At 74.8% G+C, this 18774-nt stretch carries 23 protein-coding genes and 1 tRNA gene; 12 read left to right on the top strand and 12 right to left on the bottom strand.

Annotated features, from left to right (window positions below; all coding sequences use genetic code 11):
• Nucleotides 1-106 precede the first annotated feature (106 nt).
• On the bottom strand, nucleotides 107-1561 hold the full coding sequence (gene argG, locus AC069X_RS23315) for an argininosuccinate synthase (protein ID WP_478731000.1): 1455 nt from the start codon (nucleotides 1559-1561) through the stop codon (nucleotides 107-109).
• 150 nt (nucleotides 1562-1711) lie between these two features.
• Nucleotides 1712-2296, bottom strand: coding sequence for an RNA 2',3'-cyclic phosphodiesterase (gene thpR / locus AC069X_RS23320; protein ID WP_478731002.1), 585 nt, complete (start codon nucleotides 2294-2296; stop codon nucleotides 1712-1714).
• 60 nt (nucleotides 2297-2356) lie between these two features.
• On the opposite strand from thpR, the gene AC069X_RS23325 reads away from it, so the two are divergent.
• The 4 genes from AC069X_RS23325 to AC069X_RS23340 all read left to right on the top strand — a co-directional run bounded on the left by AC069X_RS23325 (nucleotide 2357) and on the right by AC069X_RS23340 (nucleotide 5246).
• Complete coding sequence (locus AC069X_RS23325) at nucleotides 2357-2602, top strand: hypothetical protein (protein WP_478731004.1); 246 nt, start codon at nucleotides 2357-2359, stop codon at nucleotides 2600-2602.
• Nucleotides 2599-3474 (top strand): hypothetical protein, encoded by an 876-nt coding sequence (locus tag AC069X_RS23330; RefSeq protein ID WP_478731006.1) that lies wholly within the window; start codon nucleotides 2599-2601, stop codon nucleotides 3472-3474. Before AC069X_RS23325 ends, AC069X_RS23330 begins: the two co-directional genes overlap by 4 nt.
• 91 nt (nucleotides 3475-3565) lie before the next feature.
• Nucleotides 3566-3907 carry an antibiotic biosynthesis monooxygenase family protein gene (locus tag AC069X_RS23335; protein WP_478731008.1) on the top strand — a complete coding sequence of 114 codons (342 nt, stop codon included), beginning with the start codon at nucleotides 3566-3568 and terminating at the stop codon, nucleotides 3905-3907.
• A 136-nt stretch (nucleotides 3908-4043) separates the two neighbouring features.
• Nucleotides 4044-5246 (top strand): FAD-dependent monooxygenase, encoded by a 1203-nt coding sequence (locus AC069X_RS23340; protein ID WP_478731010.1) that lies wholly within the window; start codon nucleotides 4044-4046, stop codon nucleotides 5244-5246.
• Between the two features lie 22 nt (nucleotides 5247-5268).
• On the opposite strand, the gene AC069X_RS23345 is transcribed toward AC069X_RS23340, so the two are convergent.
• Together AC069X_RS23345 and AC069X_RS23350 are read right to left on the bottom strand one after the other, a co-directional pair.
• Nucleotides 5269-6030, bottom strand: a complete 762-nt coding sequence (locus AC069X_RS23345) for a DeoR/GlpR family DNA-binding transcription regulator (protein ID WP_478731012.1) — start codon at nucleotides 6028-6030, stop codon at nucleotides 5269-5271.
• Between the two features lie 161 nt (nucleotides 6031-6191).
• A complete protein-coding gene (locus AC069X_RS23350) occupies nucleotides 6192-7121 on the bottom strand; it encodes an MBL fold metallo-hydrolase (RefSeq protein ID WP_478731014.1) in 930 nt (309 codons plus the stop codon).
• A gap of 102 nt (nucleotides 7122-7223) precedes the next feature.
• On the opposite strand from AC069X_RS23350, the gene AC069X_RS23355 reads away from it, so the two are divergent.
• Complete coding sequence (locus tag AC069X_RS23355) at nucleotides 7224-8081, top strand: helix-turn-helix domain-containing protein (protein ID WP_478731016.1); 858 nt, start codon at nucleotides 7224-7226, stop codon at nucleotides 8079-8081.
• 37 nt (nucleotides 8082-8118) lie between these two features.
• Here AC069X_RS23355 and AC069X_RS23360 read toward each other — a convergent pair whose 3' ends face one another.
• Nucleotides 8119-8619, bottom strand: a complete 501-nt coding sequence (locus AC069X_RS23360; RefSeq protein WP_478731018.1) for a GNAT family N-acetyltransferase — start codon at nucleotides 8617-8619, stop codon at nucleotides 8119-8121.
• A gap of 61 nt (nucleotides 8620-8680) precedes the next feature.
• Nucleotides 8681-9532: a GNAT family N-acetyltransferase gene (locus AC069X_RS23365; protein WP_478731020.1), complete on the bottom strand. Its 852-nt coding sequence runs from the start codon at nucleotides 9530-9532 to the stop codon at nucleotides 8681-8683.
• A 153-nt stretch (nucleotides 9533-9685) separates the two neighbouring features.
• Here AC069X_RS23365 and AC069X_RS23370 point away from each other — a divergent pair, with 153 nt between their 5' ends.
• Together AC069X_RS23370 and AC069X_RS23375 are read left to right on the top strand one after the other, a co-directional pair.
• A complete protein-coding gene (locus AC069X_RS23370; protein WP_478731022.1) occupies nucleotides 9686-10561 on the top strand; it encodes a helix-turn-helix domain-containing protein in 876 nt (291 codons plus the stop codon).
• Between the two features lie 125 nt (nucleotides 10562-10686).
• Nucleotides 10687-10809, top strand: a complete 123-nt coding sequence (locus AC069X_RS23375; protein ID WP_478731024.1) for a hypothetical protein — start codon at nucleotides 10687-10689, stop codon at nucleotides 10807-10809.
• A gap of 34 nt (nucleotides 10810-10843) precedes the next feature.
• On the opposite strand, the gene AC069X_RS23380 is transcribed toward AC069X_RS23375, so the two are convergent.
• Nucleotides 10844-10918, bottom strand: a tRNA-Trp gene (locus AC069X_RS23380).
• Nucleotides 10919-10986: 68 nt separating this feature from the next.
• A complete protein-coding gene (locus tag AC069X_RS23385) occupies nucleotides 10987-11373 on the bottom strand; it encodes a VOC family protein (RefSeq protein WP_478731026.1) in 387 nt (128 codons plus the stop codon).
• 189 nt (nucleotides 11374-11562) lie between these two features.
• Between AC069X_RS23385 and AC069X_RS23390 the strand changes: the two genes are divergently transcribed.
• A complete protein-coding gene (locus tag AC069X_RS23390; RefSeq protein ID WP_478731027.1) occupies nucleotides 11563-11757 on the top strand; it encodes a hypothetical protein in 195 nt (64 codons plus the stop codon).
• A 56-nt stretch (nucleotides 11758-11813) separates the two neighbouring features.
• Here the strand turns inward: AC069X_RS23390 and AC069X_RS23395 are convergent, their stop codons facing one another.
• Nucleotides 11814-12011 (bottom strand): hypothetical protein, encoded by a 198-nt coding sequence (locus tag AC069X_RS23395; protein WP_478731029.1) that lies wholly within the window; start codon nucleotides 12009-12011, stop codon nucleotides 11814-11816.
• Nucleotides 12012-12324: 313 nt separating this feature from the next.
• Here AC069X_RS23395 and AC069X_RS23400 point away from each other — a divergent pair, with 313 nt between their 5' ends.
• Both AC069X_RS23400 and AC069X_RS23405 read left to right on the top strand, forming a co-directional pair.
• Nucleotides 12325-12942 (top strand): hypothetical protein, encoded by a 618-nt coding sequence (locus tag AC069X_RS23400; RefSeq protein ID WP_478731031.1) that lies wholly within the window; start codon nucleotides 12325-12327, stop codon nucleotides 12940-12942.
• A gap of 494 nt (nucleotides 12943-13436) precedes the next feature.
• Entirely contained in the window at nucleotides 13437-14225 is a 789-nt protein-coding gene (locus tag AC069X_RS23405; RefSeq protein ID WP_478731033.1) for a CAP domain-containing protein, read from the top strand.
• 98 nt (nucleotides 14226-14323) lie between these two features.
• Here the strand turns inward: AC069X_RS23405 and AC069X_RS23410 are convergent, their stop codons facing one another.
• The gene (locus AC069X_RS23410) at nucleotides 14324-15430 is read right to left on the bottom strand and encodes a DUF7847 domain-containing protein (protein ID WP_478731035.1); all 1107 of its coding nucleotides are present in this window, start codon (nucleotides 15428-15430) and stop codon (nucleotides 14324-14326) included.
• Between the two features lie 151 nt (nucleotides 15431-15581).
• The gene (locus tag AC069X_RS23415; protein ID WP_478731037.1) at nucleotides 15582-15818 is read right to left on the bottom strand and encodes a chaplin; all 237 of its coding nucleotides are present in this window, start codon (nucleotides 15816-15818) and stop codon (nucleotides 15582-15584) included.
• Nucleotides 15819-16046: 228 nt separating this feature from the next.
• On the opposite strand from AC069X_RS23415, the gene AC069X_RS23420 reads away from it, so the two are divergent.
• A complete protein-coding gene (locus AC069X_RS23420; RefSeq protein WP_478731039.1) occupies nucleotides 16047-16934 on the top strand; it encodes a TIGR03619 family F420-dependent LLM class oxidoreductase in 888 nt (295 codons plus the stop codon).
• Nucleotides 16935-16950: 16 nt separating this feature from the next.
• Here AC069X_RS23420 and AC069X_RS23425 read toward each other — a convergent pair whose 3' ends face one another.
• Nucleotides 16951-17406 carry a GNAT family N-acetyltransferase gene (locus AC069X_RS23425; protein ID WP_478731041.1) on the bottom strand — a complete coding sequence of 152 codons (456 nt, stop codon included), beginning with the start codon at nucleotides 17404-17406 and terminating at the stop codon, nucleotides 16951-16953.
• Nucleotides 17407-17741: 335 nt separating this feature from the next.
• Between AC069X_RS23425 and AC069X_RS23430 the strand changes: the two genes are divergently transcribed.
• Nucleotides 17742-18608 (top strand): DMT family transporter, encoded by an 867-nt coding sequence (locus tag AC069X_RS23430; RefSeq protein WP_478731043.1) that lies wholly within the window; start codon nucleotides 17742-17744, stop codon nucleotides 18606-18608.
• Nucleotides 18609-18774: the final 166 nt, after the last annotated feature.

Consider the following 18774-nt stretch of genomic DNA (forward strand, 5'->3'; position numbering starts at 1 on the left):
CCCAACCCCCCCCCCCCCCCCCCTCCCCCACCCCCTCCCCCCCCCCCCCCCCCCCCCCCCCCCCCCCCTCCCCCCCCCCCGGGCCCGTCGTCGTACCGCCGGCCGGTCAGTCCGTGCCGAACTCCATCGCGGCCCGGTCCAGCATCTCCTCGTCGGCCGAGACCTCGCCGCGCGAGGCGATGGCCTCGGCGCCGCCCTCCGGCATCTCCGGCATGGTGCCGATCAGCCCGGTCGCGGCGGCCTGCGCGGCACCGACGGCGGGGCTGCCGGTCCCGATCAGGCCGAGGACGGCGTACTGCTCCAGCTTGGCGCGGGAGTCGGCGATGTCCAGGTTGCGCATGGTGAGCTGGCCGATGCGGTCCACCGGGCCGAAGGCGGAGTCCTCGGTGCGCTCCATGGACAGCTTGTCCGGGTGGTAGCTGAAGGCCGGGCCCCGGGTGTCGAGGATCGAGTAGTCCTCGCCGCGCCGCAGCCGCAGGGTGACCTCGCCGGTGACGGCCGCGCCGACCCAGCGCTGGAGGGACTCCCGGACCATCAGGGCCTGCGGGTCCAGCCAGCGGCCCTCGTACATCAGCCGGCCCAGGCGCCGGCCCTCGTTGTGGTACTGGGCGAGGGTGTCCTCGTTGTGGATCGCGTTGACCAGGCGCTCGTAGGCGGCGTGCAGCAGGGCCATGCCGGGCGCCTCGTAGATGCCGCGGCTCTTGGCCTCGATGATCCGGTTTTCGATCTGGTCCGACATGCCCATGCCGTGGCGGCCGCCGATGGCGTTGGCCTCCATGACCAGGTCGACGGGGGAGGTGAACTCCTTGCCGTTGATCGTGACGGGGCGGCCCTGGTTGAAGCCGATCGTCACGTCCTCGGTGGCGATCTCGACGGACGGGTCCCAGAACCGCACGCCCATGATCGGCTCGACCGTCTCCACGCCGGTGTCCAGGTGCTCCAGCGTCTTCGCCTCGTGCGTGGCGCCCCAGATGTTGGCGTCGGTGGAGTACGCCTTCTCCGTGCTGTCGCGGTAGGGCAGGTCGTGGGCGACCAGCCACTCCGACATCTCCTTGCGGCCGCCCAGCTCGGTCACGAAGTCCGCGTCCAGCCAGGGCTTGTAGATCCGCAGGTGCGGGTTGGCGAGCAGGCCGTACCGGTAGAACCGCTCGATGTCGTTGCCCTTGAAGGTCGAGCCGTCGCCCCAGATCTGGACGTCGTCCTCCAGCATCGCCCGGACCAGCAGGGTGCCGGTGACGGCGCGGCCGAGCGGGGTGGTGTTGAAGTAGGCCCGCCCGCCCGAGCGGATGTGGAACGCGCCGCAGGTCAGCGCGGCCAGGCCCTCCTCGACCAGCGCCGCCCGGCAGTCGACCAGGCGGGCGATCTCGGCACCGTAGGTCTTCGCGCGGCCGGGCACCGAGGCGATGTCGGGCTCGTCGTACTGGCCGATGTCGGCGGTGTAGGTGCACGGGACGGCACCCTTGTCGCGCATCCACGCGACCGCGACGGAGGTGTCGAGTCCGCCGGAGAAGGCGATGCCGACGCGCTCGCCGGCGGGAAGGGAGGTGAGGACCTTAGACATAGGAAGATTATGCATGCCGCCGCATGGTCATGCAATTCCGGGTTCGTGCGGCCGCGCCGTGCCGGTTCCCGGCGCGCGCCGGCCCGCCCCCGGCCCGTCCTCACGCCCGCCGGCCGCCCTGGCCCCGGCCGCTCTCACCTCCGGCCGCCCTCACCCCCGGCCGTCGAAGGGCCACGACGCGATGTCCCGGTAGTGGATCGGTCCCGGCCCTCGGCCGACGTTGCTGCCGACCAGGTGCAGGCGCCCGGCCTCCCACTCCCGCCCGGCGAAACCGGCCAGCCCGGCGGCGGCCTCCACGGCGGCCGCGGGATCGCCGCGGCGGGCCCGGGCCAGCGTCAGGTGCGGGCGCAGCGGCCGGTCCGGGAAGGAGATCCCGCACTCCTTGACCACCGCCCGCACCTCGGAGGCCAGGACGTGCAGCTCCGCCAGCTCCCCGGCTATCCCGCTCCAGAGCACCCGCTCGTCGAAGTGCCCGCCGCCGCGCAGCGACAGCCGCAGGGGCCGGCGCGCGGCCGCCAGCCCGGCGAGCGGCTCCCGCAGCGGCGGAACGGCCGCGACCGGGAGCTCGCCGAGGAACGCCAGGGTGATGTGCCAGTCCTCGACGCGGTTCCACCGCATGCGCGGGTACGCCGCGTACGCGGGGCCGAGCGCCCGCTCCAGCTCCTCCTTCGCGTCGTCGGGAGGCGCGAGGGCGATGAACACGCGGACGGTCGAAGCCTGGGTCTGTTCCTTCACGTACGCCTTCGTACCGCCTCCCGGCCGTGGAAGTCACCTCCCGCCCCGTCAGGCACCGGGGTGCGCCGGCTACCGGCATGCGTCGAACGGCTCCTCGAACAGCGGCTCATCGCCGTCCACGGGGAAGAGGTGGTCGACGGCCGCCGGCGGCGCAGCTACGCGCTGGCCCCGCCCGGCCGCGAGGTCCTGGCCGCCGAGGCCGCCCGGATCGCCCGCACCGCCCAGGAGGCCACCCGCCGCCTCGGGCTCGGCGCGAAGGCCGCGCCCGGCCCGGCGGGCTTCACCGGCGGGACGGTGACGGCATGACCGCGCTCCTGCGCCTCTACCCGGCCGCGTTCCGCCGGGAGTTCGGCGACGAGATCGCCGAGGCCCACCGCGAGGCCACCCGCGGAGCGGGCCGGGCCGCCCGCGTGCGGGAGGGGCTGGACATCGCCGGCCACGCGCTGCGCATGCGCCTCGGGATCGGCTCGGCGCGACGCTCCGGACGGCTCCTGGCGGCGGTGGCCCCGTTCGCGGTGGCGGCGGCCGGTGCGAACGCGCTGTGGTGGGCCGGCCTGCTGCTCCCGGCCGCCACCTACCCCGGCCTGCCCGCCGCGCTCGCCGTGCCCTTCGACCTGCTGGTGGCGGGCCACTTCGTCATGGTGCCGGGCGCCGCGCTCGCGCTGAGCGGCCGCTGGGCCCCGGGCGTCTGGACCACGCTGGCGGGCTTCGCCCTGACCGCCGTGACCGACCTGTTCCGCCTGGGCGGCGGCGTCGGAAGCCTGGTCCTCTTCAGGGGGCCCCTGCTCCTCGCCGTCCTTGTCGCCCTGCTCTGCCCGGCGGACCTGCGCCCGCGGCCCCGCGTGCGGACGGCCGCCGGGCTGGGCGCCCTCCTGCTGTGGACGGCGCTGACGGCCGGCGTCCTGACGCTGGGCCCGCTGTCGGAGGCCGTCGGCGCACTCGGCTTCGCCGTACCGGCGGCGGCCGGGCCGGCCCTGGCCGGGCGGACGGCGTTCGCCCGTCTGCGCACGGCACCCGCCGTCCTCCTCGCCGCCCTGCCCTTCGCGGTCCTCGGCACGCCGCTGTGGACGCGGGACGTCTACAGCGGCCCGCTCGCGGTGGGCCTGGTCCTCGTCTGCGCGGCCACCGTGAGCATCCGCCGCCGCCGGGCCGGGCGGAGTCCGCTCACCGGAGCCTGAGGCCGGGGCCGCCGCCGGCGCCCCGCACCGTACGGTGGACCCGGGGAACGCCGCACGACCGGCGGCGGCCGACGAGGACGACGGGGGAAGCATGTTCGCGGTGATCTACCGGTGGCGGCTGCGGCCGGGCATGGAGGAACGGTTCGCCGAAGGGTGGCACCGGGTGACGGAGGCGATCCTGCGCGACTGCGGAAGCCACGGCTCCCGCCTCCACCGCGCGGACGACGGCACCTGGGTCGCGTACGCGCGCTGGCCGGACGAGGAGACGCGCGAACGCTGCGCCGTGCCCGACCCGGAGGGCGTCGCGATGATGGCGGAAGCCATCGAGGAGAGGTTCCCGGAGACGCGGCTCCGGCTCGTCGACGACCTCCTCGCGGAACCACCCGCCCCGGCGGTCCCCGACGGGGCCGCGACGCGGCAGCGGAACCCCTGACCCCCGGCCGGCCGCGGAAACGCGGACCGGAGGAGGCGAAGGCGCTTCCCGGGGTGACGGCCGAACCCCGGCTCTACGGCTGTAGAGTCGGGGTTCGGCGGCCATGGGCCGTCCCCGAGGGAAGGGGTGGTGTCGCATGCGGCAACGTCACGCGGTGGTGGCCGGGGCGGGGATCGGAGGCCTCACGGCGGCCCTCGCCCTGCACCGCCGGGGCTGGCACGTCACCGTCTGCGAACGGGCCCCCGAACCGCCCGCCACCGGCGCCGGCATCGGCCTCGCCCCCAACGCCCTGCGCGCGCTCGAAGCCATCGGGGTCGACGCCGCCCACGCGGCGGGCAGCTCGGTACCCGCGGCGATGGGCGTACGCCGCCCCGACGGCCGCTGGCTCACCCGGGCCGAAACCGCCGACATGACGGCCCGCTACGGCCTGCCCCCGATCGCCGTCCCCCGTCCGGTCTTCACCGCGGCCCTGGCCGCCGCCCTGCCACCGGGGACCGTCCGCCACGGCACGGAGGTGACCGGCGTCGACCCGGCCGCAGACACGGGACGCGCGACCGTCCGTACGGCGGCCGGCCCGGCCCTGCCCGCCGACCTCGTCGTCGCCGCCGACGGCATCCACAGCCCGCTGCGCCGCGCGTACTTCCCCTCCCACCCCGGCCTGCACTACATCGGCGAGACCGCCTGGCGGACCATCGTCGACGCCCCGGACCTGCGGGTGCCGGCCATGAGCGAGACCTGGGGGCGGGGCGAGCGGTTCGGGGTGACCCCGCTCGCGGACGGCCGGTACTACCTCTACGCCACCGCGCGCGTCCCGGCCGGCACCCGCCCCGCCGACCCCCGCGCCGAACTCCGCCGCCGCTTCGGCTCCTGGCACGCGCCGATCCCGGCGCTGCTGGACCGCATCGGCCGTCTCGACGCCGCCGCCGTCCTCCAGAACGACCTCTACGACCTCGCGGCCCCGCTCCCGCGCCTGCACCACGGCCGGATCGCCTGGCTCGGTGATGCCGCCCACGCCATGGCCCCCAACCTCGGCCAGGGCGGCTGCCAGGCCATCGAGGACGCGGTGGTCCTCGCCCACCTGCTCCCCGCCGGAGACGTCACCGGCGCCCCGCACCCGGACGGCGGGGACCCGGTCCCGGCCGCCCTCGCCGCCTACACCGCCGTCCGCCGCGACCGCACCGACGCCGTCCGCGTCCGCGCCCGCCGGGTCGGCCGCCTGGGCGCGCTCCGCAACCCGCTGGCGGCGGCGTTCCGCGACCTCGCCGTCCGCGCCACCCCCGGCCGCCTGGCCCTGCGCGGCATGGACGACCTCTTCAACGGCTTCCGGCTGCCGTCGTAGCCCTCGAAGCGCCCACGGGCCCTCAGGCGCGGATCACCTGCGGCCCCCGGGCGGAGATCCCGGCCGCCTGTTCCTCCGTCAGCCCGGTATCCGTGACCAGCACGTCCACCTGCTCCAGCGCGGCGAAGCGGGCGAAGTGCCGGGCGCCGTACTTGGAGGAGTCCGCGACGAGCACCACCCGGCGGGCAGCGGCCACCATGGCCCGCTTGACCGCCGCCTCGGCCAGGTCGGGGGTGGTCAGCCCCGCCTCCGCCGAGAAGCCGTTGGTCGCGATCACGGCGACATCGGCCGTCAGTTCCGCGAGGTCCCGCAGGGCCCAGGCGTCCACCGCGGCCTGCGTACGGTGACGCAGCCGGCCGCCGGCGATGTGGAGGCTGAGCCCGGGGTGCTCCGCGAGCCGGGCGGCCACCGGGAGCGCGTTGGTGACCACCGTGAGGGTGGAGTCGACCGGGAGCAGGGCGGCCAGCCGGGAGACGGTGGTGCCGGCGTCCAGCAGCAGGCTGCCCTCCTCGGGGAGCAGCGCGAGCGCGGCCCGGGCGATCCGCTCCTTGGCCGCCGCCGCGGTGGAATCGCGTTCGGCGAGCCCCGGCTCCAGGCGCAGCCCCCCGGCCGGCAGGGCGCCGCCGTGCACCCGGCGCAGCAGGCCGGCCCGCTCCAGGGCGGTCAGGTCCCGCCGTACGGTCTCCTGCGTGACTCCGAACTCCACTGCCAGCGCGGGGACTTCGACGCGGCCGCGCTCCTGGGCCAGCTGGACGATCCGGTGCTGGCGCTCGGCTGCGTACATGGGGGATCGGGTCCGTTCCGTCTGGGCTGCTCCCTGTCCATGACGGACCCTACTCGCATCCGGCCGCCTCATCCCTCCGCCGCACCCCTCGCCGCGTACCCCTGCCGCGCACCGCTCCGGCGGCCCGGGGACCGGGCGGCCCCGGGGCGCGCCGCCCGGCGTCAGCCCTCGTCGCCCGGTGTGTACGCGGCGAACGGCGCCCAGCCCTTCACCGCGAAGGCCCCCGCGTCCCGTACGACCTCCAGGGCACCGTGCGAGCCGAAGTGCGCCGGTACCAGCAGCGCGTTGTGGTCGGCGGCCCAGCCGAGCAGCCGCCGCCGGGTGGCCCGGGACTGCACGGCGTCCTCGCAGAAGCAGCTGTTGGCGTCGGGTTCCATGATCTGCACCGGGCTGTGCAGCAGGTCGCCCACGAACACCGCCCGGTCGCCGCCGGAGGCCAGGGTCAGCACGCTGGAGCCGGGGGTGTGCCCGGCGGCGAGGTCCAGCCGCAGGTTCGCGTCGATCCGGTAGGAGTCCTCCCACAGCACCACCTGCCCGGCCTCGTGGACGGGGGCCACGCTGTCCTCGAAGACTCCGGCGTTGCCGTCGCCGAGGACGGAGGGGTGGCCGTTGGCGGGGTTCCAGAACTCGAAGTCGTTCCGGTTGACGAGGTAGCGGGCGTTGGGGAAGGTGGGCACCCACGCGTCCCCTTCGAGCCGGGTGTTCCAGCCCACGTGGTCCCCGTGCAGATGGGTGTTGACCACCAGGTCGACGTCCTCGGGCCTGACCCCGGCCCGGGCCAGCTCCGCCAGGAACGCCGTCTCCTGCCGGTCCCAGGGCGTTCCGGGCCGGGCCTTGTGGTTGCCGCCGCCGGTGTCGACGAGGACGACGCGGCCCTCGCTGCGCAGCACCCACGTCTGGAGGGCGACCCGGGAGACGGGCGGCTCGCCGTCGACGAAGTCCGGCCGCAGCCAGTCGGCGTGCGCCGGCCAGACCTCCTCACTGCTCCCGGGGATGAACTCGTGCGGGGTGAGCCCGAGCGGCCCGTAGTACTCGCGGACCCGGGTCACGCTGATGTCGCCGAGTCCGATGGTGTCGGTTGCGTTGTTCATGGCCCCAACCCTGCGCGGGCTTCCGCCGGGCAGCCACACCCTCCGCTGCCTATCCCCGGCAGGGAGAGGCAAGCCCCCGCCCGCCCCGCGATACTGGCAGGCATGGAAGGACACAGCAGCCTCGGCGCGTTCCTGCAGGCCCGCCGGTCCCGGCTCACCCCGGCGGACATCGGCCTCGACACCTATGGCGAACGCCGCCGCGTCCCGGGCCTGCGCCGCGAGGAACTCGCCCTCCTCGCGGGGGTCAGCGCCTCCTACTACGCGCGGCTGGAGCAGGGGCACTCGCACAACGCCTCGCCGGAGGTGCTGGACGCGCTCGCCCGCGCGCTGCACCTGGACGAGGCCGAGCGGCGGCACGTGCACGACCTCGCCGGAACGGCCGCGAGGCGGCCGGCCGCCCGCCGCCCGCCCGCGGAGCGGGTCGACGAGCCCACCCGCGTGCTGCTGGAGTCCATGCCCGACGTCCCGGCCGTCGTCACCGGCCGCCGCGCCGACGTCCTCGCCTGGAACCCCCTGGGCCACGCCCTCTTCGCCGGCCACCTCGACCCCACCGCGCCGGACCGGCCGGACGACCGGCCCAACATGGCCGCGCTCATCTTCCTCGACCCCGCCCTGCGCGAGCTGTACGGCACCTGGGAGTCCAAGGCCAGGGCCGCCGTCGCCAACCTGCGGTACGCGGCCGGCCGCCACCCGGACGACGCGATGCTGGGCGCCCTGGTCGGCGAACTCAGCATGAAGAGCGACGAGTTCGCCACCATGTGGGCCGACCACCGGGCCCGCCCCTGCACCGCCGCCGAGCAGGAGATGTGGCACCCGCTGGTCGGCAACCTGACCGTCACCCAGCAGGCCCTGCGCATCACGGAGGACCAGACCCTGCTGGTGGCCACCGCCCCGGCCGGCTCCGCGGACCACACCGCCCTCCGGCTCCTCGCCCAGACCACCGCGACCGTCCGCCCCTGAGGAGCGCGCAGCCGAGGCCCCCCTGCAAGATCGCGGCTCACGGCTGGAGCAGGAGGTCACGCCGATACCAGCTGCCCGGCTCACCGCCGAGGTCCGCCGGGTCGGCTGGGCCGGCCAGGACGAACCCGGCCCTGGCCAGCACCTTCCGGGACGCGGCGTTCTCGTGGGCGGCGGCCGCCCGCAGTGTGCGCAGCCCGTGCCGCGACGCCGCCAGCCGGCACAGCTCCTGAACGGCCGCGGTCGCCATGCCGCGGCCGGCGACGTGCTCGGCGACCCGGTAGCCGAGATCCGCGGCGTGCTGCTCGATGTCGACCAGGTTGAACCTGCCGAGTACCGAGCCGTCCTCGGCGACGAGCACGTAGAAGGCGCAGACGCCGGCCTCCTGCTCAGCCAGCAAGGCGCTGTACCGGTCGGCGAACCGGTCGAAGAAGCCGTCGCCGCGGTCGGGGACCGAGGCGGCGAAGTAGGTGCGGTTCGCCAGCTCGAAGGCCAGGACCGCCGGGCCGTGGTCGGCATGCAGCCGCTTCAGCTCGGGCATCGCCCGACCCTACCCGGATGGCGCGCCGGGGCCACCCGGGTTTCCGTACCGGGGCCTTCCGTCAGAGGTCGATGGAGCGGAACTCGTCCAGCACCGCGAAGCCCGTGCTGTCGTACAGGCTCATCGCGACCTCGTTGCCGCCGAAGACGTTGAACATCATCGCCTCGTCACCGCCCTGCCGGGTGGCCCACTCGCCGACCGCCATCGCGGCCCGGCCGTACCCCTTGCCGCGGTGCTCCTCGTACACCTCCAGCGAGAAGCCGAAGGTGACGCCCGGCAGGAAGCCGTGGTTCACCCAGCCGGTGCCTATGACCCGCCCCTCGGCCTCCAGGGCGTAGAAGGCGTGGCCGGGCGTGAGGTAGCCCTCCGGAAGGTACCGGGCGAAGTCCCGGTCGGACTTCTCCTTCGCCTGCTCCGGGGTGAGCGCCCCCGCCCGGACGATGTCCGAGACGTACGCGGCCTCCTCGCCCGCGTACCAGCCCGGGTACTCCTCCTCGGTGAGCCGGCGGACCGTCAGCCCCGGCGGCAGCTGCGGCCGTTCGGCCACCTTGCGCATGCGGTTCTGTCCCCGTACGGGATAGTCGGCGAAGGCCCCCGCACCGCCGGTGAGCCGGACCTCCACCCGCTGCGCGCCGCGCTCGGCGCACCACCGCTCCGCCCAGGCGCGCCCCCGCGGCACCGTGAGGTCGTGGATCCGGCCGACCGTCGCCCCGTTGTCCTCGGCCACCTCGACCGCGGCCCACCCGTTGCCGTCGGTGGCCACCGTCCAGCCGTCGATGCCCTTCACGGCCCGCTCCAGCAGGGCCCGGGCCAGCGGCTCCGAGCACCCCGCCGCCCGGTACCCGGCCAGCACCCGCTCCTCGAACCCGCCCCGCCACGCGCCCTGTTCGGCGACGATCTCCATCTCGCTCATCGGTCCAGCCTAGGCCGTGTCTTCTGGATCCGGCCTGATCCAGAAGACACGGCCTGGCCACGGGCGCCGACAGCGGACGTGGCGCGAACATCAGGCGCCCGCGGCCCGGCTCTCTGCGATGCTGAGGGCCGATCGGGAAGCGGGGGTGTGCCGGTGGACGCGAGCGCGGAGCCGCCCGGCCGGGGAGTCGCGATGACCCGGGTGGGCAACGGCCGTTGGCGGGTGACCCGGCCGTGGCCCGGCCACCTGCGCCCGTACGTGCACAGCTACGCCGGCTACTGGGAGACCGCGGCCGCGCCCTACCGGGTGCGGCTGGTGCCCACGGGCCGGGCCGTCGTGGTGATCAGCCTGGGCGAGCCCTTCACCCGGCTGACCCGGCTGGGCGACACGGGCCCCGGGGAACCGGCCCGGGTGACCGGCTCCCTGGTCGCCGGCCTGGAAGACGGGCCCAGGGAGTGCGACCACCCCGGCGGGCAGGAGGCGATCCGGCTCGAACTGACCCCGCTGGGCGGGTACCGGCTGTTCGCCGTGCCGATGAGCGAACTCGCCAACCGGGTCGCCGACCTCGGCGACGTCCTCGGCCCCCGGGCCCGCGACCTGGTCGAGCGCCTGGCCGCCACCCGCGACTGGGCGACCCGCTTCGACCTGCTGGACACCGCCCTGTCCGCCAGGCTCGAACGCGGCCCCGAGCCCTCGCCCGAGGTGGCCCGCGCCTGGCAGCTGCTGACCCGGGCGCACGGGGCGGTCCCGGTCGCCCGGCTCGCCGGCGAAGTGGGCTGGAGCCCGGGCCACCTGACCCGCCGCTTCACCCGGCAGATCGGCCTGACGCCCAAGACGGCCGCCCGGGTACTGCGCTTCCAGCGGGCCCTGACGCTGATCACCCGGGAGGGCGCGAACCCCGTCGAGGTCACCGCCGCCTGCGGCTTCTACGACCAGGCGCACCTCAACCTGGAGTTCCGCGCCCTGGCCGGGACCACTCCCGGACGGCTGGCCGCCGTACGCGTCGCGGAGGGAGCGCTTCCGCTGTGAGGGGCGAGGCCGGATTCTTCCAAGCCAGGCGCGGCGCGCCTCGTTAGTGTCCCCGTTCGTCATCGAACAGAGGTCCCAGCGGATGGAAGACCTCTGCCCGGAGCCGACCAGAGGGGGAGTACTCCATGGAAGACCTGCTGCGCATCCTCGTCGCCGGAGCGATCACCGGCGGCCTCGTGGGACTGGCGGGGGCCCTCGGCCGACGCCGCCGGGAGCGCCGGGAGGGCGGTGGCCCGCACCGCCGCTGACGCTCCGTGCCCGGTGCCGGGGCGGGGAGGAGGGCGGAGCCGACCGGATTCGAACCGGCGTCCTCGCGGTTTTGGAGACCGCGCGCGACGACCTCTGCGCTACGGCCCCGCCCGCCCGGCATCCTAAGGGGCGGTCACCCCGGCTCCCGCGCCCGGGCCCGATCCAGAAGACACGGCCTACGCGCCGTGGATGATCTGGATGAGGTTGCCGCAGGTGTCGTCCAGGACCGCGGTGGTGACCGGGCCCATGTCCCGCGGCTCCTGGGTGAAGCGCACCCCGAGCGCGGACAGCCGTGCGAACTCCGCCCGGACGTCGTCCACGGCGAAGGCCGCGGCCGGGATGCCGTCCTTGACCAGCGCCGTCTTGTACGGCTTCACGGCGGGGTGACCGTCGGGCTCCAGCAGCAGCTCGGTGCCGTCGGGATCCTCCGGCGAGACCACCGTCAGCCACCGGTCGGCACCGAGCGGCACCTCGGTCTTCTTCACGAAGCCCAGCACGTCCGTGTAGAAGCGCAGGGCCTTGTCCTGGTCGTCGACGAAGACGCTGGTCAGGTGGATCCTCATGGGTGCTCTCCCTCGTCTCGGCCCGGGCCGCGGGGTGCCGCCGTGCGCGGAGGCGGGTCCGGGGCTCCCATGGAACGCGCGACGCGCCCGGCGCCGTGCGGCGACACGCCTGCTCCCGGCCCGGGAAACCGGGGCCGATGGGAGCAACGGCGGCTGCGGAAGTGCCGGGGGCGTGGTGGCATCGGTCCCATGAAGGATCCCTTCGCCTGTGACGAGCCGGCGCTGCTGGCCCCGGCCGGCCGTGTGGACCGGGCCGCCGCCCGCCGTGCGGTCGCCGCCCGTGCCATCGGTGCCGAGGACCTGGAGGCCCTGCTGGACATGATCGGGCTGTGGCCCGACGACGACCCGCCGGAGCAAGGGCGGCGGCGTCCGCCCGTCAGGTGAGCGAGAGCGGGCGCGGGCGCGGGTAGGGCACTTCACGCGCCCGCCGGCCCCGCGCCTCAGGAGTCCCCTTCGTCCTCGTCGTGTCCGGCACGCCGGCGTTCTTCCCGCCGGCGCCGCCCCAGTTCCTCGGCCCGCTTGCTGCGGGACTTGGTGATGGGCTCGGGGTGGACGGGGTCCTGGCTGGGCGGCTGCGGGCGCTTGCGTTCCTCGCGCCGTTCGCCGGGCTCCTCGCGCTGGTCCTTCGTACCGCCCATGACGGGTGACTCCTCGGTGCCGGGGTGCGGATGCCTCCCGTTCACCCTGACACGCATCGTCGCGGGCCGCGCCCCGTCGGGCGGGGAGGGCCGCGTGAGGGTGATGTGTACCTCCGGTGCGGATGTGGCGACGGAGATGTGCGGTCGCGGTGGCGGGTGCGCCGCGGGACCCTCTTCGACTTGCGGACCGGCCGTCAGAGCCCGTGCGACGCGCCGACGGAGGGTGTCCGGATCACTCTCCTGGCCGCTGTAGGGTGACGTGCGCCCGTCAAGACGGGCCGTCTTGCTCACTGATAGTCAACGGGGTTTGAACGTGAAGCTTCGCCATGTCCGCGCGGTCGCCGTATTCGGCATCGCCGTCGTCGCACTCACCGGAGCCCGTGGTTCGCACGGCGCGAGCTGTGGTGGCAGCAGCTCCGGCTCGGGTTCCAGCGGCTCCAGCAGTTCCAGCAGTTCCAGCAGCTCCAGCGGGGGCAGCCTCGACAGCAGCTCCAGCGGGGGCAGCACCGGCGGCAGCCTCGACAGCAGCACCGTCGGCGGCAGCAGCACCAGCACCGGCACGAGCACCGGTACCAGCAGTGGTACCGGCTCCAGCACCAGCTCCTCCACGTCCACGGGCGGTTCCAGCCGTGACCGCGCCGAGCGTGACATCCGCATCGACGGGTGCAAGCTGGACAGCACCGGCAAGAACCTCGTCGCCCGGCTCACCGTCACCAACAGCGGTGCGGTGGACTACACCTACAACATCACGATGAAGTTCCGCGGCGACGCGACCTCGACGGCGGTCCCCGCCCAGGCGATGGTGAGCGGTCTGAAGGTCAAGGCGGGCTCGTCCCAGTCGACCGAGGCCAAGACCCCCTACCTGGGGAAGGGCAACGGCAGCGAGTACAAGGAGTGCGTCGTCTCCACCGCCTCGAAGTACTCCTTCTGAGCGGCCCGCACCCGCCCTGCCGCAGGAGCCCGTGAGCTTCGCCCCGGCCGGGGGACCCCGCCGTGCGGCAGCCGAGCCCCGCACGTCCGTCAGCCGACGGCGTGCGGGGCTCGGCGGTTTCGTGACATGCGACACACGGCCCGCGGGGGCCGGGCGAGGCCTCGGGAGACGCTCCGTGCACGTGCATTTCATCTTTTGTCCCTGTTTGGCGTAGACATGCCGCACACCGCCGGAAACGGAATTGGGGACCCTCATTTCAGCCCTCCCAACGTTCCTGATGAGAGGTGCTTCTAGCGGCGCGTCAGCTCGGCGCAGACGGGGCCGCGACGGGGCATGCACGTTCTCCCCGCCCTTTCAAGCCGGGAACCGCCGCCCTCGCGGGCGCCACCGGTGCCGGCTTGCCATGCCCCTGCGGGGCTTCTAAGAATGGCGACTCCTCCGGCGCCCTCGCGGTCCGGCGCCGGGAGCTTCGCGATCACCGAGTGAGGTCCCGCATGAAGAAGCACCGTAAGAAGACGCATTACCGGAAGATAGCCGTCGCCGTCGGCGCCCTGGCGGTCGTGGGCGTGCCCACCGCGGCCATGGCGTGCCTGGACACCGGGGACACCGGCCGCGTACGGCCCGCCGCAGCCCGGCACGACGTCCCCTTCGCCGACCCCGGCTCCCAGCCGCCGGCCGGCGCCCCGGTCCTGGCGGGTGCCCCCGCGGTGCCGGAGGCCGAAGCCCCGGCCCCCGCGCAGCCCGTCGCGGAACAGCCCGCCGAACAGCCCGCCGAGCCGGTCGTCGAGGCCGCGCCGCCCGCGCGCCCCCAGCAGCCCGAGCCGCGGCAGGAGCGGCCGCAGCAGCCGGCCGGGCCCGCCTCCGCTCCCGCCGGGCCCGCCGCCCCGGAGGCCTCCGGGGCGCCCACCGGCGCCCAGGCCGAGGTCCTCGCGCTCGTCAACCAGGCGCGTGCCGCCGCGGGCTGCCCGGCGCTCACCGTCAACGCGAAGCTCACGAAGGCCGCGCAGGACCACAGCGCCGACATGGCGGCCCACCGCACCATGTCCCACACCGGCTCCGACGGTTCGGACGCGGGCCAGCGCCTCACCCGCGCGGGGTACGAGTGGCGGACGTACGGCGAGAACGTCGCCTACGGCTACAGCACCGCCCAGCAGGTCATGGAGGGCTGGATGAACAGCCCCGGCCACAAGCGGAACATCCTCGACTGCTCCTACAAGGAGATCGGCATCGGCCTCGCCCAGCCCGGCCAGTACTGGACGCAGAACTTCGGCGCCACCCGCTGACCCGGCGGCCCCGCGCGGAAGCCCGGGCGCGCGGCGGCCGTCCGGCGCCGTGACCGGGCCGCCGCGAACCCGGTGCGGGGCCCCGTCCGGCGCCCTCGTCAGGGCGACGCGGGGCCCTGGGCCGGCGGCTGCGGGGCGGCGTAGGCGGCCGCGATCAGCGCCGGCGCCAGGTTCTCCTTGCGCATGCGCTGGTCCACGTACAGCAGCGAGACCGCCAGCTGCGGGTAGCCCAGCTGGAACAGCGTGCTGACCACGATGCCGAGCAGCAGGCAGAGCAGGTACACGGTGATGCCGAGGATGAGCGTACCCGTCACCCCGTCGTTCGCGCCCGCTGCCAGCGCGGCCGGGAAGAGCGCGAGCATGCCGACGAAGCCGAACGGCAGCTGGATGGCGTAACCGCCGATCATCCCCACGAGGTACGTGAGCAGGGTGACGCCGAACACGCGCCACCAGCTCCCGGACACCAGCTGGGCCGAGCGCCGCAGCGCGGCGACCGGGCGGAGCCCCTCGAACACCGCAGCGGCGGGCGCGAGGGCGAACCGCGTCGCGAGCCAGGCGGCCACGGGCATCCAGGCCAGGACGGCCGCGATCAGCAGGAACAGGCCCGCCGGGAGGCCGGAGTCGTCCGAGCCCATGATGACGAGCGGGAATCCGACCGCGTAGATCAGGACGACCGGGCCGCCCGTGATCAGCCCGATGAGCGAAACGGCGCCGAGCACCGAGGGGAGCCGGGACCAGCTGCGCCGCCACATGGTGCGGAACGTGGCGGACCGGCCGAGCACGGCCTCCTGTGCCACCGCCGGACACAGGGCCGCGATCGCCGCCGTGCCCACCAGCATCACGAGCAGCAGGACCACACCACCGGGCACGAGAGTCAGGAACGCGGCGGCCACGTCCGAACCGTCGGTCGTGTCCCGGTCGAGGTCGAAGGCCCCGGAGAAGCCGCTGCCCACGGCGAGGACGGCGATGGCGACCGCCGCGGCCACGAGCAGGAGTCCTGCGGTCTGCACCACGAGCATCACGCCGACCAGCGGCTTCCAGTACCGGCGGAACGCCGAGAAGGAGGCGCCGAGTATCTCGCCCACACCGAGCGGGCGCAGGGGGATGACCCCCGGCTGGGGAGGGGCCGGCGGGAACCAGCCGCCGCCTCCCCACTGCGGTCCGGCCTGTCCCGGGTGGGGTCCCCACCCCGCGTCGTGCGACATCACTGTTCCCCCTTCTGAACTGGAGGAACACGGTATCCCGCCGGACCCGGGGACCTGCCCGGGGGTGCGGCCCGCACGTGACGGCGGTCCCGCCCGGGGGCAGTGCCCACCGGGCGGGACCCATGGGAGCGCGGCCGGGGCCGCGCCGGGATCAGGTGTTGACGCAGACGTTGCCGGCGGCCGGGTTGACCAGGCCGATGACGTTGATGCTGTTGCCGCACACGTTGATCGGGATGTGGACCGGCACCTGGACGACATTGCCGGACAGCACGCCCGGGGAGCCGATGGCCAGGCCCTCGGCGTTGGCGTCGGCGAGGGCCGAGCCGCCGGCGCCGAGGATGCCGGCCGCGGCCAGGACGGTGGCGGCGATCGCAGTTCGAATACGCATGTCACTCCAAGGTCGATGACGGAACGTCGAAGCAGGATCACACCGCTTGTACGGGTCTCCTGCCCGGCATTCACCTGACCAACGGCGTGTTACGGCGCCCAGGGTGACCGGCGCCGGCAGCGCGGGGTCCGCGGGAGCCGCGGCGGGACTGCGGGACAAGGCCGTTGTGTCACGTGTCACGCGTGGCACCCTTCGGCCGCGAGGCCACCGGGCGTCCACGATGGGCCCATGGAGATAGGCATCGCACTGCCCCAGTACGGCACGCACGCGCGGCCCGCCCGGATCGCCGGCTTCGCACGCGACGCGGAGGACGCCGGCTTCGACTCGCTCCGGGTCGGCGACCGCTCGCTGACCCCGGTCGAGCCGAGCGACATCTACCCCGGCCACACGCCCGAGAACCCCTACCCTCCGGAGTACCGGACCTTCCTCGACCCGCTCACCGTCCTGACCGTCGCCGCCACCGCCACCAGCCGGGTCCGGCTCGGTACCAGCACCCTCAACGCGCCCTGGTACCCGCCCCTGTTGCTGGCCCGCAGCCTCACCTCGCTCGACCTGGTGTCCGGAGGCCGCCTCGACGTGGGCTTCGGCATCGGCTGGCTCCGTGACGAATACACCGCGGTCAACGCCGACTTCGGAAGGCGGGGCGAACGCCTCGACGAGATCCTCGACATCCTCCAGGGCATCTGGACGCAGGAGGAGTTCGGGCACGAGGGCCGCCACTGGCGCGTCCCGCGCGCCCACTTCGGCCTGCGCCCCGCCCAACAGCCGCGTCCCAGGCTCTACTTGGGAGGCTTCTCGCCCGCCGCCATGCGCCGGGTGGGCCGCCGGGCCGACGGCTGGGCCGGCGCGGTGCTGCCGCCCGAGGCGCTCACCCGCCTCTGGGCCGTCGCCCGGCAGGCCGCCGAGGAGGCCGGGCGCGACCCCGGCGCCCTGCGCCGCGACATCCGCTACAACCCCAAGCCCGGCACCTCGTACGAGGAGATCGCGGCGGTGCTCACCGGCATCGGGGAGACGGGGGCCGACGGCTGCTTCATCGACCTCCAGCAGTGCGTCCGCGAAACCGACGAGGCCCTGGAACTGGGCGCCAAGGTCCTCGGACTCGTCCGCACCGGCTGACCTGGCCTCCGGCGGCCTACTCCGGCGCCGGGAGGCCCTCGCCGTCCAGCGGCTTGTCGAAGTGGAACGCGCCGACGGACATCCGCTCGCGGAAGTAGAACCGGTGGGCCTCCAGGCGCTGGGTCCCGGAGTCGAGGTCCAGGAGGCCGCAGCCGGCCTCCCGGGCCTTGGCCTCCAGGTACGCGAGGACGGCGTGCCCCACCCCGCCGGACCGGGCGCGTGCGGCGGTGACGAGGTCGTCCACGTACAGCTTGCGGAGGGAACTGGTGTTGGCGATCACCCGCCAGCCGGCCGCGCCGACGCACACCCCGTCCGCGTCATAGGCGGCGGTGAAGCGCAGCCCCTGCCCGTGGCCCTCCTCGTAGACCTCGCGGAAGGACTGCTCGGTGAGGTGCGGCCGCAGCTCGCGCAGCACCGGCAGCAGGTCGTCGCTGAGCCGGGGGTCGCCCGGCTCCAGGTCGATGATCTTCATGCGGCCACGCTACCGGCCGTGCGTACCGGTGCTCCGCGTGCCGTATAGTTGATCTCGAGCTCGCCGCCGCGAAACGCGGGGGACGGGACCCGCGTTGGTGGTCCAAGGAAAGACACCCCACTTCCCGTGGGGGAATGCAGGTGCAAGGCCTGCCCAGCGCTCGACCGAAGGCCCCGGTCTCCTCACGGAGACCGGGGCCTTCCGCGTACCGGACGGTGCGCCGGAGAACGCGGCCGGCGCGCGGTGTCGCTCCGGGGCCGGCCGGTGAACCGGCAATCGGGAGTTCCCGGTGCGCCGACGCGGCGGGCGGCGGCGAGTGCGGTGAGGATCGGGGCATGGGCTTCCTCCTGCCGGTCCTCTTCGCGCTGTTCGCGGCGTTCAGCAACGCGCTCGCCACGGTCCTCCAGCGGCGTGCGTCGCTCACCGTGCCGCAGAGCGACGGATTCCGGTTCGGGCTCGTCCTCGACCTGCTCCGGCGTCCCGTATGGCTCGGCGGGATCCTCGCGGTGATCGCGGCCGGCGTCGGACAGGCCCTCGCGCTGGCCACGGGCGCGCTGGCCCTCGTACAGCCCCTCTTCGTGCTGGAGCTGCCGCTCGCGCTGCTGATCGCCTCGCTGCTGGCCCGCAGCCCGCTGCCGGGCGCGCTCTGGCTCGCCGTCGCCGGGGTCGTCGCCGGACTCGGGGTGGTGCTGGTCGCCGCCGCGCCGACCGGTAACCGCACGGACGTGCCGTTCGACCGCTGGGTCCTGGCGCTCGCGGCGTGCGCGGCGGCCGTCGCCGCCCTGGCCGTGGCCGGACTGCGGCACCCGCCCGGCCGGATGCGCGCCGGATGCCTCGGCGCGGCCACCGCCGTCTGCTACGCGCTGACCGCGGCCCTGATGAAATCCGCCGTCCACGTGTTCCAGGACGGCGGCGTCGGAGCGTTCCTGACGGCCTGGGAGACGTACGCCTTCGGCGCCAGCGGCATCTGCGCACTGCTGCTGCTCGAACACGCCATGCAGGGCGGACCGCTGGTCGCCTCACAGCCCGCGCTGACCCTCGGCGACGCCGGGGTGAGCATCGCGCTGGGCGTGCTGCTGTACGAGGAGCACCTGCGGGCCCGGTGGTGGCTGCTCCCGCAGTTCCTCGGCCTGGCCCTGATCTGCGCCGGGGTGCTGGCGCTGGCCAGGACGCAGACCCCGGCCGACACCGGCGGCACATGACGGGGCTCCACGCGCCCGTCAGCGGGCCTTCTCCCCTCCGGGGCCGCAGGCCGTGAGGGTCAGGGCCGCCGGTGCCACGGGCACGGCGGTGCGGAACGGACGGTTGGCGGCCCCGGGATCCCGTGGACGGCCAACCGCTCAAGATCCGCTAGGGTGTTCGACGTTC

The organism is Streptomyces sp. NPDC043896 (assembly GCF_056435605.1).